Below are 14,644 nucleotides of genomic sequence, written 5' to 3'. Positions count from 1 at the left end.
CAGGCATGAGCGGGAAAAATATTTCCAAGGACGTTCTGAACACCGTCAACAAAAAGACCGGCAAATCCGTCTCGGAAAAGGACATCTACAAGCTGGCGAGCGGAGTGAAGCCGTCCACGATGCAGAATGAAAAGCAGCTTCGGCAGCTGATCAAGCAAGTTTCCGGGATGGTGAACGTACCGGTTTCGGAATCGACCGTCAACGAGATTATTAGTGCCGTACAAAAGAGCGGCTTGAATCCGAACAATATGGAGTCCTTGATGAAAATGATCATGGGCAAAAAGTAAGGTCGCCGCAAAGAAAACGCAAATCCGGTCATCCGGGTTTGCGTTTTTTTGTCGAGAAAGTATAGAGAGGGGGCTGTTTCCAAAAGGGGCGCATGTCTCGGGGACATGGCGATTTCCAAACGCAAGGACCTCCCATGCAGCGTTATTAGCTTAGCCCGTAGACATTTCGTTAGAGCGAAGCCGAACGCGTTCACGTTTTAGTGAGGCCCGTATGCATATCGTTTGAACAGGCTCATGCGCATTCCGTTCGAACGAAGCCGGGTGCCATCCGGACGCTAGAAAGCATTTTATGAGCCGGGTGCTGTCAACAGGTCGAGGTGTTACTATAATGGCGAAGGTTTCAATAGAAAGTTTTCTTATCTAAAATGTAAATTTCGTCTATTGTGACAAGTTGTCCGCTTTCGTCGATCTCCTTACAATGAGAACGTACGTTCTTAGTGCGTGCGAATACTCATAAAAGGAGAGAAAACTGTTGAAAAAAGTTTGGTTGCTGCTGCTGCTGATCGCAAGCCTGTTATTTGGAGGGACGAACGCGTTTGCGGATTCCGGTGCGCCGCTTCAGGGGCTCTTGAGGGGCAAACCGGCAACTGCCCCGGGAATGGTTTTGTACAAAATGACCGACGGGTTGATGCAAACGTACGAAACGGTGGGAGGGATCGCATACAGCTGGACCTTTGCCCGGCCGGTCGATGTGAACGGATTTTTGTTTTATGCCGACTCGCCTCATGCCCAGCTCCATCTGTACGACGAACGCGGGGTAGGGGTAGCCGGTTCGGGAGCGACCACGACGGAGCCGACCGCTCCTTTCCCGATTCAAGTATCCGGAGTCAAGACGGTCCGCCTGACGTCGGCCGACCCGGGAACGCTGGTCAAGGTATATGAGCTGGAGCTGTACGGCTCGCCTTCGCCGATCGTCCCCTCCACTCCGACGGGGCTAACCGCTGCCCCATCCGACAGGGCGGTTGATCTCGTCTGGAACGCCGAACCGTATGCGACGGGATATCATGTAAAAAAATCGCCCTACTCCTATGACGGACCGTATTCGGTTGTACAAACGGTGTACGGAACCAGCTACCGCGACACGGCAGTCGCTAACGGCATTCCGTATTATTATGTCGTCTCCGCCTTTAACGAGTTCGGAGAGAGCCCGAACTCGCAGCCGGTCTGGGCGGTGCCGTCGCTTCGGCCCCCAGCGGCTCCGCTTCATCTGACAGCCGTGCCCGGTGACGGCAAGGTGATGCTGCAATGGGAGACCGTAACCGGCGCCGTATATTATAACGTGAAGCGGACTTCGGGCGTCGGCGGCACTTATACAACTGTGGGCAGCAGCGTATACGGTTATTATACGGACTTGACGGCGACCAACGGGACGACATACTCTTACGTCTTTACCGCCGTTAACGGGGCCGGAGAAAGCGCGCCAAGCACATCGGCCGCCGCGACTCCTTACGCCCCCGCCCCCGACCGGGCCTTGCTGGTTATTCTATTGAACACCGGCGCGATCAAAGAGTACGATCTGACGCTGGCGCAAGCGAACGCATTCGTTGCCTGGTACGACAACCGGGCGAGCGGCTGGGGAGCGCCGGGCGTATATCCGCTTAATCGCGGAGACAATAACCGCGGTCCGTTCGCCCAAAGAACCGACTATATCGCCTTCCCGAGCATCGTATCGTTCGAGATCAACGCTTATTCTTCCGAGTAATCCAACGTATGAATACTGTGCTGAACCGTATGCGGATCGACCGCAGCGGTTCTTTTTCATTGTATCGTTTTTGTTCCGAACGGCCGGAAAGCCGGAAATGTCGGGAAATCGTCAATTTCACAAACGACTGACGGAATGCTATAATCAGGGACGATAGAACTAATGGCATAGGGTGATATTAATTGAGCAGCATGGATAAAATGTGGGCCTCCTTCATCGGGATGGGGCTGATGATTTTGGCTTCCTTTATTATTACATTCGCCAGAATCAAAACCAAAGGTTTCGTACGCATCATACTGACGATTATTGCTTTCGTCATCTTGCTTGTGTCCGTCGTGTACATGATACTATCGATTCTATGAGTAGACGGAGGGAATGAAGTTGATTGAGCTGATAGGCCGAAGCAGAAAAAAAACGGTGGAAGCCGAGGTGGGCAAGACGATTTTGGAGCTCGCCCTCCAGGCGGATGTCGATTGGGGTTTCAATTGCAAGCGGGGGACGTGCTCGCGCTGCAGATGCCAGGTGCTGGAAGGGATCGAATATTTGAGCGAACCGAACAAGGCGGAGCTGCTCGGGCTCGACGATGAGGAGTTAGAGGAAGGATTCCGGCTGGGATGCCAAACGAAGGTGAATAGCGATGGAGCGATTACCGTCCAAAACAAGCCTTACTTTTGAGCCCAGACTGGAGTCCGTTCCCTCTCATGTGACAGCAGCTATAGCCGTTCTTGGACAAAAGCTGGCAGGCTGCGAGGCGGCATGGCTTGTGGGAGGCAGTTGCGGCGCTTTGCTGCAGGGCGTGCTGCTTGATGCCATCCCGCGGGACCTGGACGTGTACGCGGACGCCGGCTTCGCTGTGGAGCTGCACGGCCGCCTGGCGGATCTGGCGACGGACGAGCAGGCTTACAGCGAAACCGGCATGTACGGCTCGATGCTGAGCCATTACTCGATAAAAGGTTTGCAGGCCGAGCTCGTATGCAGCCTTACCGTCCATAAGGACGACGCGGAATATACAGTGCAGGTAGAAGAATTGCTGGCCGATTATGCCTGGGCCGGCCGGATCGGCGGCGTCCCGGTGAAGTTTATGCCGCTTGCCCATGAACTGCTGTTTAACGTGCTTCGTAACCGGGCGGACCGGTATGAGCCGATTGCAGATGCCATGCGGGAGCAGCCGGAAGCCCATCTGCCGCTGCTTGCAGTTATGCTGGGCCGCAACCGGATCGGTCCGGCCTATACGGAACTGATCCGCAACCTGCTTCAATTGCCCGCAGACTGGGAGGTACGCACGCCATGACCTTCGACATCCGTTTTTTGCCTGATGACAAATCGGTTCGGGTCAAGCCGGGCACCTCGGTGCTGGACGCCTCGAGGAAGGCGCGCGTGCTCATCCGCACCCGCTGCGGCGGGAATGCGGCCTGTCTCATGTGCAAAGTATCGGCGGCGTCCGGCGAGGGATTGTCCGCGCCTTCCGATAACGAGAAGCACAAGCTCGGCAATCAGCTCACGGAAGGCGTCCGGCTGGCATGTCAGGCGAAAGTAACGGGGAACTGCACGGTGAACATTCCGGAAGATCCGTTAAAGGCCGCGGTAAGGGCTCAACTGGCCAAGCAGCGCGAGGACGACCTCTGGTAACCGTACGACGACAGCCTACTTTCAGAAAGGATAGATCAGATGCAAGCGATGGATAAAGCCCGGCGCAATCTGCTGGGCAGACTGGCCGGTCTTCTTGCTGTGGCGATGCTGCTGACGGTTGCGGCGGGATGCATGTACCCGAAAGAAATGCGTAAAGAAAACCAGACGAACGTCTCCGATAGTGTGATGCTCGTGCAAAACGCGGTGAATCAATACAAAGAAAAAACCGGCGTGTTGCCGATCAAAAACTCGGTTTCGGATACGCCGCTGTACGAAAAATATGTGCTGGATCTGAAAAAACTGATTCAAGGCCCGTATTTGGGGCAAATTCCTACGATCGCTTTCGAAAATGGAGGATCGTACTTGTTCGTTCTCGTCCATCCGGAACAAAAGCCGGAAGTGAAGCTGATCGATGTGGTTGCGTACCAGAAAACCGGCGATTTGCAAAAGCGCGTAGATAGCTACAAAACGGCGAATAACGGCGCGGTGCCAACCGGCGAACCGGCCGGCCAGGATGTGTTCCGGCTCGATTTCACCAAGCTGGGCATCAAGGCGGAGCAAGTGCAAAGCGTCTACTCGCGCCAATATGCCGGCTTCGTCATCGACAAGCAGGGGACGGTCGCGGTGGATTATGCTGCCGATATTATGCAGGCGATGCAGCGCAAAGGAATGAAGTCGGCGGACGCCGGCTCGGATCTTCGCGAAGTACTGGTGACGGAATCGCCTTTCGTGCCGGCCAAATCATTTCCTTATTATTGGGTCAACAACGAGCCGCAAGCTTCCTCGGCCGCTCATTGAACCTTCCATTACCGAAGAACCGTCCGGATGTTTGCCGGATGGTTCTTCGGTATGCCCGCACAAGCATCGCACAAGCATCGCACAAGCACCGCTGCCGCTTAAGCGCATACATATCGCCGCAAAGCCGCTGAGCCGCTGACTACAGCCCGGACTGCGAGCGATGCCGAAATTCCCGCGGGGTGATCGCGGTGACGCTTTTGAAGATGCGGCTGAAATGCGATGAAGAGGCGAATCCGAGCGTATAAGCGATATCGGTGAGCGAGATGTCACTGCGGGCGAGCATCAGACGTTTGCTCTCCTGGATGCGCTGCAGCAGTACATACTGGTAAAAGGCGACGCCTTTTTCACGTTTAAAGGTACGGGTCAGATGCTCGGGGCTGACGTGGAACAACTCGGCTACGCTTTGCAGAGACAAATCCTCATGCAGATGAGATTCGATATACTGGCAGCACCGGTCCGCCAAATCCTCGGGCAGGCAAGGCCCCCGCGATTGTTGGTAAGCGGCGAGCTGCTCGTCGACCATTCTCCCGATCATGACGCTCAAGCTGGTCAACTGGGCCATCATCATCTGCTCCCAGCCTCTTCGTTGCTCCATCAGCTCGGTGTGCATCAGCTGTACGATCTGTTTAAACAGCGCGAACATATTCATCGATAGACGGATATGGTGGCAGGGGACGCTGCCGAACCATTCCAGCGAATGGGCCGGTGCCGGACTGCCCGCCATCGCCTGCAACATGGCATCGTCGATGCAGAGGACGACGCGTTTGTACTTGTCGGCGTTGTCGACGAACACCTGGTGTGGAACGTGGCCGGGAAACAACAGGATATGCCCTGGCGACGTTTTATAGATGCGGCTGCCGACCACGTATACCGCCGTTCCCGCCAAGCTCAGATTAATCTCGATGCCCGGCTGAACGTGCATTTTGTATCTATGATACCTCAACGATTCATTTCTCAAATAAATGGGAAACCGACGGAAATTGTTCTCGACGATCGGATTCGATACGGGCAGTTGATTGATTAGGACTCGATCTAGTTTCACGATACATCCCCTTTTCCCGAACAAAATAGTTCCCGCTTGTAATGAATTATAGAATATGAAGATGTTGGTAGGCAACTCGGGTATGGGAACGGTCGAACGGTCAAAACGCACGAACGGTTGGAAGGAGTGAACGAAGCGAAGGGGGCGCGCAAAGGCCGCGATCAATATTGTGACATTCATTTGATCAAAGATAGACAAGTATATAACGGCAACCCGGGTTACAATTGAAAGCGCAAACAACATAGGAGAGCAATCGAAAGGGGAGAGGAAGATGCTTAGGAACAGGAAAAAGAAAAAAGCCAAGCTGCTGCCGGTTGCCGCGGCGCTTCTGCTATCGGTCGCCGTATCCGCATGCGGAGGCGCGCCAAGCTCGGGAAATGAGGCCGCCCCCGCTGATCCGCAGTCCCAGAAGCGTGATCCGGTTACGCTGACTTTTTTGTACAACGGTTATTCCAAGGAACTGGTTGACGAGTTGAAAAGCAAAATTGAGACGAAGTTCCCCCACATCAAGCTGAATGTGATGATGGAAGCCAAAGGAGCGATGCTCGAAGACGTTATCGGGTCGGGAACGGAGCTCGACGCGGTGGCGCGGACAGCGGGCGGCGTATTCCAGGCGATGAAGTTTCAAGTGATGACCGACCTTACGCCTTATATCGAGAAAAGCAAATTCGATCTGAACCGGTTTGCTCCGGGCGTGCTGGAATCGATCAAATCGTATTCGCCGAAGGGCGAAATATTGTTCATGCCGTATGAGCTGAACAATACGACGCTGGTGTACAATAAATCGATCTTCGATAAGTTCGGCGTGCCGTATCCGAAGGACGGTATGACCTGGACGCAGATCTACGACTTGACCAAGCAAATATCCCGGATGGAAGGCGGTACGAAATACAAGGGGATTAAGCTGAACGCGCTCAACATGATTTATCGCAACCAGCTCGGCCTTACGTTTATTGATCCGAAAACGTTCGCCCCGACCGTCAATACGGAACAGTGGAAAAAGTATGTCGAGACGATGACCAGCTTTTACACGATCCCGAATAACGAGCCGGCAAGTGACGACGACGTCAATTTCTTCAACCGCCAAACGCTCGCGATGCGGGTCGGACCGAGCCCGCTGGATCTGCTCCCGGCCGCGGTGGAGAAAGGGCTGGACTGGGATGTCGTCACACTGCCGCACTTCGATGGCATGAAGGACGTCGGCTCGCAGATGAACGCGCCGTTCTTCTCGATGGTGCCGACCAGCAAGCATAAGGAAGAAGTGTTTGAAGTGCTCGCGTATTTGGTATCGGACGAGATTCAAGCGGCTAACTCCCGCAAAGGGCGCGTATCGGTTCTGCGCAGCGAGCAAGTGATGGCGGAATTCGGCAAAGATTTGCCGATTTTGCAAGGCAAAAACATTAAGGCGTTTACGGCGGAGAAAATCGCCAAGCCGATCGTCAGCACGTATTATGACGGCGGAGCGCGCTCCCGGATGAGTCAGTTGGTGGACCGGCTCGTCGGCGGGCCGGACGATCTGAATACCGCCTTGCGCAAAGCCGAGGAAGACATCAAGAAGCAGATCACGGACGATCCGATCAAATAACGAAGCCTCACCCCCGTGCTCAACCCCCCAAACCTGTCGGGGGTTTCTTTTTTTTGCCGGGCCGGCGGAGCGGGCGGGGAACGGCGGGAGATACGGGCGAATTATTGCCGGGCGAAGCCAGTTGTTCCGAATAACTGTCCGGCAGGCTACATATAGTGGTTGAAGGGTAACTTTACCGCAGAGGAGCTGGAAGAAGATAGTTTTGTAGACTATTTCTGTCGATCTATGCCTATGCATCATACCGACTTGATAGCCGGGCGATTGATAGTTTGGCGCAGGCAATGGCTTGGAGGAGGGGCATTGTGAGCGGTCATCCGGCAAACAGGACGGAGTGAAAAAACTTTTCTTCCGTTCCTGTCATAAAGCGAATCCTAGTACATATATTTTTTACTAGTTCAAAAGCATGTACGAGTATCGTCGCACTGTGATTCGGCCGGCAGCCGTCAACAATCGAGGTTGCGACATCTGCTTCGTTCATCATCCTGCTGGGAGGGGATCTCATTGGAGAAAGTGGATATCTTTAAGGACATTGCGGAGCGCACGGGAGGGGACATCTATCTCGGAGTCGTAGGCGCGGTCCGGACAGGGAAATCTACGTTTATTAAACGGTTCATGGAAACATTGGTGTTGCCAAACATCCAGAACGAAGCCGAACGGGTCCGGGCTACCGACGAATTGCCGCAAAGCGCTGCGGGCCGGACGATCATGACGACGGAACCGAAATTCGTGCCAAACAACGCGGTTCGGTTGAACGTGGCCGAAGGGCTTAACGTGAATATCCGGGTCGTCGACTGCGTCGGTTATGCCGTGCAGGGAGCGAAAGGGTATGAGGACGAAAACGGTCCCCGCATGATCACGACGCCTTGGTTCGAAGAGCCGATTCCGTTCCAGGAAGCGGCCGAGATCGGCACGCGCAAAGTCATACAGGAACATTCGACGCTCGGCGTCGTCGTGACGACCGACGGTTCGATCGCGGAAATTCCCCGCTCCTCTTATGAAGAGGCGGAAGAACGGGTGATCAACGAGCTGAAGGAAGTCGGCAAGCCGTTCATTCTGATCGTCAACTCGATCAAGCCGACAGCCCCGGAGACGATCGAGCTGCGCAACGAATTAGCCGCCAAATACGATATCCCGGTTATGGCCACCAGCGTGGCGGCGATGACCGAAGACGATATTTTGCAAGTGATGCGCGAAGTGCTGTACGAATTCCCGGTGCACGAAGTCAACGTCAACTTGCCAAGCTGGGTGATGGTGCTGGACGAGAACCATTGGCTGCGTTCGCACTTCGAGAATTCGGTCCGCAATACCGTCAAGGACATCCGCCGTCTGCGCGACGTCGACCGGGTCGTCGGACAATTCGATACGTACGATTTCATCGAGCGCGCCGCTCTTGCAGGGATGGATATGGGGCAAGGGGTTGCCGAGATCGACCTTTACGCTCCGGATGAGCTGTACGATAAAATTTTGATGGAAGTCGTCGGCGTGGAAATCCGTGGCAAAGACCATCTGCTCCAGCTGATGCAGGACTTCTCCCACGCGAAGCGCGAGTACGACCGGTTCGCGGAATCGCTTGAGATGGTCAAGACGACCGGTTACGGGATCGCGCCTCCGAGCCTCGAAGATATGTCGCTTGACGAGCCGGAACTGATCCGCCAAGGCTCCCGATTCGGAGTCCGGCTGAAAGCGACGGCGCCGTCGATCCATATGATCCGCGTCGACGTCGAGTCGGAATTCGCTCCGATTATCGGCACGGAAAAGCAAAGCGAAGAGCTGGTCCGTTATCTAATGCAGGATTTCGAAGACAATCCGCTGAAAATATGGGAATCCGACATCTTCGGAAGATCGCTGCACTCGATCGTCAGGGAAGGCATCCAGGGTAAGCTGGCGATGATGCCGGACAACGCGCGCTACAAGCTGCAGGAAACGCTCGGACGCATTATAAACGAAGGCTCCGGCGGCTTGATCGCGATTATTCTCTAAATTCCAAAACGCGCAGTTTCTCCGTATGGAGAGACTTGCGCGTTTTTGTTGCGGGATCGGCTGGCCTTGCTGCACCTATTTTCGAATATTTTCGCGCCGCACGTATAATTTCCGCCGAAACGGTGAACACAGAGAATACAAGCATTAGAACGCGAAGGGGGAGGTGAATGGCATGAATAAATCGGAGTTGATCGCGAAGGTGGCGGAATCGACCGACTTGTCCAAAAAGGATATAACGAAAACGGTTGATGCCGTGTTCGATGCGATTACAGAAGCTTTGCAAGGCGGGGACAAAGTTCAACTTGTGGGCTTCGGCAATTTTGAAGTTCGTGAACGTTCTGCGCGCAAAGGGCGTAATCCGCAAACAGGCGAGGAAATCGACATTCCGGCGAGCAAGGTTCCGGCATTTAAGCCCGGCAAGCAATTGCGGGATGTATGCGCCCAATAACGGAGTCGTCATACGGTATCGCTTTGGCGAGGTTCCTTATAACTTCGCACTGATCCGATATAAGGCTGCAACTATAAATAAGCGTCGGCACGATTCGTGCCGGCGCTTGTTCGCTTTTGCGGCAGCTTGTCCGTGCAGCGTGCGCTTAACCTTCCGAATGAATGACGGCTGTTTCGCCCTGAAGCTGCGGCAGCTCGAAAATCCGGCTGAGCACCGCCGTAACGGCTCCGATCGCCGTGGCTCTGTCTCCGAGCCGGGAAGTTTCGATAACGAGGCTGCTTACAGACGACTCGAGGGCGCGCAATCGCACCGTTTCGTTAAGCGGACCGGTGAGCAGATCTCCGGCTTGGGCGACGCCTCCGCCCAATATAATTTTTTGCGGATTCAGCGTATGGATCATGTTCGTCAAGCTGATGCCGAGCAAACGGCCGGCTTTGCCGAACGCTTCCAGCGCCAACTCGTCTCCTTGCAAGGCCGCCTCGTAGACGTGCTCGCCGGTAATCGAAGCGAGGTCCGAAGGAACCGGCGGAAGCAGCGCGCTTTTGCGCCCGAGAGCGATCTCGTTTTGCACGCTTTCCGCGATGGCCGGTCCGGATACGAGCGCCTGCAGGCAGCCGTAATTGCCGCAGCTGCAGCGGGGACCGTTCAGATCGACCGTCGTATGGCCGAGCTCGCCTGCGGAGTAGCTGCTCCCTCTAAAAATTTGCCGGTTCAGCACGATGCCGGCCCCCACGCCGACTCCGATATTGACGCATATAAAATGATCAGTCAACTGCCCGCCCCCGAACCATAACTCTCCGAGCGCCATGGCGACTACGTCGTTTTCCACATACACCGGCAGTCCGAACTCGCTTTCCAACGCGGCGCGGATCGGGACTTGCCGCAAATTCAAATTCGGGGCAAAAATGGAGACGCCTTCCTCCGGATTGACCAGCCCGTGCATGCCGACGCCGATGCCAAGCACCGTCTGCTCCGCTGCGGCCGATGCGATCAGCTCGGCTACGGACCGGGACAACAACTCGAGAAACGTGTCCGCATCGGGGCGGGGGGGCAGCGGACAGCGCAGCTCGCGGATGAGGCCGGCGTCCAGATCGGTCAATACCGATTTGATCGACGTAATTCCGACATCAACCCCGACGATCGCGAACGAGCGGGAATTCAGCTTGAGCAAGATCGGCTTCCTGCCTCCGCTGGATGCGCCGACCTCGCTTTCTATAATAAATTTTTGTTCCAGAAGCTCGCTTACGATGTTCGTTACCGTCGGCGGAGTCAGCATCGTTTTCTTGGCGATGTCCGCCCGCGAGATCGGTCCGAGATTGCGTATAGTGGTCAGCACGAGCGTGCGGTTGAGCGATTTCATCAGCTGGAAGCTGCCGATCAACGGCTTGATCATCGGATTCATCCTGTCTGCGAGATAGAGTAGTGTAAAGCTCTCTTTATTAGAATAACTAATTAAGTTTTGGAAATCAATTGCGTGATAAGGACGTTCTGGCGAAATTTCGAGGGATATATAATTTTTCGATTGTATTTATACGGTTGTGTGAGTATTATAGGGTATAGTTAATTAAAATAATTAATAAAGTCTAACCGACTTCGCTTAAGGAGGATGTTCCATGGCCGAACTGCGCTACAATCCGCTGCTGCGGGATTGGATCATGGTGGCTTCAAACCGGCAAAACCGGCCGCACATGCCGAAAGGGTATTGTCCCTTCTGCCCGGGCTCCGGCAAAGTGCCGGATGATTACGACGTGCACATGTACGAAAACGATTTCCCAGCGCTAAGCCCCAATCCGCCGGAGCCCGATCCGGTCGCAACGTCGCTGTATAAAGCGGAGGAGTCTTACGGGAAATGCGAGGTCGTGCTTTACTCGCCGGACCACACGAAAACGCTGCCCGAGCTGTCGGTTCCGCATATCGGCAAGCTGATCGATTTATGGATCGAACGTTTCACCGAGCTGTCCAAAGACCCGCGCCATCAGTACGTGATGATTTTTGAAAACCGCGGCGAGGAGTGCGGAGTGACGATGCCGCATCCGCACGGGCAAATTTACGCGTATTCGCATATGCCGCTCAAGCTGAAGACGGAGCTGGCTAGCTGCAAATTGCACCATGAGGAGAACGGTACTTGCCTGTTCTGCGACATGAACCGGGAAGAAGCGGCTTTCCGTCAACGGGTCATCATCGAGAACGATCATTTCTTATGTTATTTGCCGTATTTTACGGACTATCCATACGGCGTCTTTATCGTAAGCAAACGCCATATGACGGCGCTGCCGGACTTTACGCCGGAAGAGAAGACGGCGCTTGCCGAGATACTGCGGGATACTACCGGAGCGATGGATCAGCTGTTCGACAAGCTGTTCCCGTACATGATGGTGATCCATCAAAGACCGGTTAACGGGGACGATGCGGAATCGTATTATCATTTTCATATCGAGTTTTACCCGCCTCTAAGAGACAAAGATAAAATGAAGTGGTACGCTTCCTCGGAAATGGGTGCCTGGGCGGCCGCGAACCCGATGGCGGTGGAGGAGACGGCGCCGAAAATGCGCGAGGCGTATGAACGCTTCCTGAGAAAGGACGGTAGATTGCAATGACGGTTGTGACTTACGATATCGGCTTGCTTCAGCAATCGTTCGCAGAGCGGTTCGGCGATCGGGAGGGAGCCGTTCTGTTTTTTGCCCCGGGCCGGGTTAATCTGATCGGCGAGCATACCGATTACAACGGCGGTTATGTGTTTCCGGCGGCTTTGACGTTCGGCACGTATGCGCTGGTCAAGCCTCGCACCGATGGGTTGTACCGTTTCCGTTCGATGCAGTTTTCGGCGGAAGCCGACGTCCGGACCGCTAATGTGCGGTTCCGTCAGGAAGACGATTGGGCGAATTATCCCAAGGGTGTGCTGTCGGAGCTGCTCCAGCTGGAGGGAGGAGCGCACGCGCACCGGCTCCAGGGTGCGGACGTCCTGTACGACGGCAACGTCCCGAACGGAGCGGGGTTATCTTCCTCAGCTTCGATCGAGCTTGTCACGGCGATTGCTCTGGCGGCTCTGGCCGGGATCAATTTGCCGATGATTGATCTGGTGAAGCTGTCCCAGAGGGCGGAGAACCGGTTTGTCGGGGTCAACTGCGGAATTATGGACCAGTTCGCGGTCGGTATGGGCAAGGAAGCTCACGCCGTTATGCTGAAATGCGATACTTTGGAATACCAGTATGTTCCGTTTCGTATCGAAGGCTGCAAGCTGATCATTACGAATACGAACAAGCGGAGAGGGCTGGCCGATTCCAAATACAATGAGCGTAGACAGCAATGTGAAGATGGGTTAAAGTGGATACAGGAAAAGCTGCCCGGCCTCTCTAGTCTTGGCGAGCTGTCGCTGGCCGAGTGGGAGCGGGTCCAAGACGCGATTCCCGATCCGCTCATTCGCAGCCGGGCGGAGCATGTGGTCACGGAAGACGATCGGGTCTTGAAGGCTTGCTCCAGTTTGGAGCAAGGCGACCTCGCCGCATTCGGCGAGCTGATGAAAGCTTCTCATGTATCGCTGCGCGATCTGTACGAGGTGACCGGCTTCGAGCTGGACACTTTGTTCGAGGAAGCCTGCGCGATCGAAGGCTGTATCGGGACGCGGATGACGGGAGCCGGCTTCGGCGGCTGTACGGTCAGCATCGTCCGCGACGAGGCTGTTGAGGCGTTCCAGCGGATCGTCGCCGAGCGTTACACGGCCAAGACGGGACTTACCCCGTCGTTTTACGTCTGCGACATCGGAGACGGTGCGAGGCAGCTATAAAGTCAGGTAGGAGGAGCTCAAGCATGACCATTCTTGTCACCGGCGGTGCCGGATATATCGGCAGTCATACCGTTGCCGAGCTGATCTCCCGCGGGGAGAACGTAGTCGTTGTCGATAATCTGGTAACCGGACACCGATCGGCCGTGTCGGCCGCAGCCCGATTCTACGAGGGGGATATCCGCGACGCAAGCTTTCTGAACCGGGTATTCGCCGAAAATGAAATCGAAGCGGTCATTCATTTTGCCGCCAGCTCCCTGGTTGGAGAAAGTGTCAGCAATCCGCTCAAGTATTACGACAATAATCTGCTTGGCACGTTTTCCCTGGTTAGTGCGATGGCCGGGCACGGAGTGAACAAAATCGTTTTTTCTTCCACGGCCGCCACGTATGGGGAGCCGGAGCGCGTTCCGATCGAGGAGACCGCCCCGACCCGTCCGGAAAGCCCGTACGGGGAAACGAAGCTCGCCATGGAAAATTTGTTCCGCTGGTGCGATCAGGCTTATGGGATCAAATTCGTATCGCTTCGCTATTTCAACGCATGCGGAGCTCATCCGGACGGGACGATCGGCGAAGATCATACGCCGGAGAGCCATCTGATCCCGATCATCCTGCAAGTGCCGCTCGGCCAGCGGGAGCAGATTGGCATCTTCGGCGACGATTATGCGACCGAAGACGGCACATGCATCCGTGACTATATTCACGTAATGGACCTTGCGGACGCTCATCTGCGGGCGCTTGCTTATTTGCGCGCCGGCAACTCGAGCGATATTTTCAACCTCGGTTCCGGTACGGGCTTCTCCGTCAAACAGGTCATCGAGCTGGCCAGAGAAGTGACCGGCCATCCGATACCGGCTGCGGTATCGCCGCGCAGAGCCGGAGATCCGGCCGTGCTGATCGCCTCTTCCGGGAAAGCGCAGCAAGTACTGGAGTGGAAGCCGCGCTACAACGATCTGAAAACGATCATCGAGACGGCATGGAATTGGCATAAGGAACATCCTCAGGGTTACGGAGACTGAATACTTGCGGCGCTTTCGCGGTAAGAGCGACTGCGCCGCTTTTCTCGAACAAAAAACCGTCTTCTTCATCTGCAACGCTGCAGGAAGAAAACGGTTTTTGTTGATCGATCGGAGTAACACGATTTGAACGTGCGACCTCACCCACCCCAAGGGTGCGCGCTACCAGGCTGCGCTATACCCCGATGACAGAAACTCGGTTCAATATGTAACATTATAATGGGGTGTTAACGGTTTGTAAAGCACTCTCTGCCATAATTTAACGATATGACGCATGTAAAAACAACTTGATTTCGTCCCGCGCCGATTCCACAGTACATGACGAAGGCAGGCAAGTGGTTCCTCCAGGCGGTCAGGCATGAAATGGAAACCGTGTGGC

General features: G+C 55.0%; 15 protein-coding genes and 1 tRNA gene. 13 read left to right on the top strand and 3 right to left on the bottom strand.

Annotated features, from left to right (window positions below; translation table 11 throughout):
• Window positions 1-5 precede the first annotated feature (5 nt).
• The 7 genes from PV433_RS05110 to PV433_RS05080 all read left to right on the top strand — a co-directional run bounded on the left by PV433_RS05110 (window position 6) and on the right by PV433_RS05080 (window position 4,416).
• Window positions 6-287 carry a stage VI sporulation protein F gene (locus PV433_RS05110; RefSeq protein ID WP_190925237.1) on the top strand — a complete coding sequence of 94 codons (282 nt, stop codon included), beginning with the start codon at window positions 6-8 and terminating at the stop codon, window positions 285-287.
• Window positions 288-759: 472 nt separating this feature from the next.
• Window positions 760-1,989 (top strand): fibronectin type III domain-containing protein, encoded by a 1,230-nt coding sequence (locus tag PV433_RS05105; RefSeq protein WP_332071101.1) that lies wholly within the window; start codon window positions 760-762, stop codon window positions 1,987-1,989.
• A 191-nt stretch (window positions 1,990-2,180) separates the two neighbouring features.
• Window positions 2,181-2,351 carry a DUF2768 family protein gene (locus PV433_RS05100; RefSeq protein ID WP_317891148.1) on the top strand — a complete coding sequence of 57 codons (171 nt, stop codon included), beginning with the start codon at window positions 2,181-2,183 and terminating at the stop codon, window positions 2,349-2,351.
• A gap of 19 nt (window positions 2,352-2,370) precedes the next feature.
• Complete coding sequence (locus PV433_RS05095; protein ID WP_190925230.1) at window positions 2,371-2,664, top strand: 2Fe-2S iron-sulfur cluster-binding protein; 294 nt, start codon at window positions 2,371-2,373, stop codon at window positions 2,662-2,664.
• A complete protein-coding gene (locus PV433_RS05090) occupies window positions 2,627-3,280 on the top strand; it encodes a hypothetical protein (RefSeq protein WP_332071100.1) in 654 nt (217 codons plus the stop codon). Before PV433_RS05095 ends, PV433_RS05090 begins: the two co-directional genes overlap by 38 nt.
• Entirely contained in the window at window positions 3,277-3,618 is a 342-nt protein-coding gene (locus PV433_RS05085; protein WP_332071099.1) for a 2Fe-2S iron-sulfur cluster-binding protein, read from the top strand. Before PV433_RS05090 ends, PV433_RS05085 begins: the two co-directional genes overlap by 4 nt.
• A gap of 39 nt (window positions 3,619-3,657) precedes the next feature.
• Entirely contained in the window at window positions 3,658-4,416 is a 759-nt protein-coding gene (locus PV433_RS05080) for a hypothetical protein (RefSeq protein ID WP_332071098.1), read from the top strand.
• Between the two features lie 139 nt (window positions 4,417-4,555).
• Here PV433_RS05080 and PV433_RS05075 read toward each other — a convergent pair whose 3' ends face one another.
• Complete coding sequence (locus tag PV433_RS05075; RefSeq protein ID WP_332071097.1) at window positions 4,556-5,458, bottom strand: helix-turn-helix transcriptional regulator; 903 nt, start codon at window positions 5,456-5,458, stop codon at window positions 4,556-4,558.
• Window positions 5,459-5,729: 271 nt separating this feature from the next.
• Here PV433_RS05075 and PV433_RS05070 point away from each other — a divergent pair, with 271 nt between their 5' ends.
• The 3 genes from PV433_RS05070 to PV433_RS05060 all read left to right on the top strand — a co-directional run bounded on the left by PV433_RS05070 (window position 5,730) and on the right by PV433_RS05060 (window position 9,471).
• Window positions 5,730-7,043, top strand: a complete 1,314-nt coding sequence (locus PV433_RS05070; protein ID WP_332071096.1) for an ABC transporter substrate-binding protein — start codon at window positions 5,730-5,732, stop codon at window positions 7,041-7,043.
• Between the two features lie 501 nt (window positions 7,044-7,544).
• Window positions 7,545-9,023: a stage IV sporulation protein A gene (gene spoIVA / locus PV433_RS05065; protein WP_190925221.1), complete on the top strand. Its 1,479-nt coding sequence runs from the start codon at window positions 7,545-7,547 to the stop codon at window positions 9,021-9,023.
• 172 nt (window positions 9,024-9,195) lie between these two features.
• A complete protein-coding gene (locus PV433_RS05060) occupies window positions 9,196-9,471 on the top strand; it encodes an HU family DNA-binding protein (RefSeq protein ID WP_332071095.1) in 276 nt (91 codons plus the stop codon).
• A gap of 145 nt (window positions 9,472-9,616) precedes the next feature.
• Here the strand turns inward: PV433_RS05060 and PV433_RS05055 are convergent, their stop codons facing one another.
• Complete coding sequence (locus PV433_RS05055; RefSeq protein WP_332071094.1) at window positions 9,617-10,864, bottom strand: ROK family transcriptional regulator; 1,248 nt, start codon at window positions 10,862-10,864, stop codon at window positions 9,617-9,619.
• A 220-nt stretch (window positions 10,865-11,084) separates the two neighbouring features.
• Between PV433_RS05055 and galT the strand changes: the two genes are divergently transcribed.
• Genes galT through galE form a run of 3 tightly spaced genes read left to right on the top strand, consistent with a single transcriptional unit; the run spans window position 11,085 to window position 14,268 of the window.
• Window positions 11,085-12,068: a galactose-1-phosphate uridylyltransferase gene (galT, locus tag PV433_RS05050; protein WP_332071093.1), complete on the top strand. Its 984-nt coding sequence runs from the start codon at window positions 11,085-11,087 to the stop codon at window positions 12,066-12,068.
• Window positions 12,065-13,255 carry a galactokinase gene (locus PV433_RS05045; RefSeq protein WP_332071092.1) on the top strand — a complete coding sequence of 397 codons (1,191 nt, stop codon included), beginning with the start codon at window positions 12,065-12,067 and terminating at the stop codon, window positions 13,253-13,255. Before galT ends, PV433_RS05045 begins: the two co-directional genes overlap by 4 nt.
• 23 nt (window positions 13,256-13,278) lie before the next feature.
• Window positions 13,279-14,268, top strand: coding sequence for a UDP-glucose 4-epimerase GalE (gene galE / locus PV433_RS05040; protein WP_332071091.1), 990 nt, complete (start codon window positions 13,279-13,281; stop codon window positions 14,266-14,268).
• Window positions 14,269-14,376: 108 nt separating this feature from the next.
• On the opposite strand, the gene PV433_RS05035 is transcribed toward galE, so the two are convergent.
• Window positions 14,377-14,450, bottom strand: a tRNA-Pro gene (locus PV433_RS05035).
• Between the last annotated feature and the right edge of the window lie 194 nt (window positions 14,451-14,644).

This window comes from Paenibacillus sp. GYB004 (assembly GCF_036577605.1).
Taxonomy (GTDB): Bacteria; Bacillota; Bacilli; order Paenibacillales; family NBRC-103111; genus Paenibacillus_AB; species Paenibacillus_AB oceani.
This window is presented reverse-complemented; position numbering and strand designations above follow the sequence as displayed.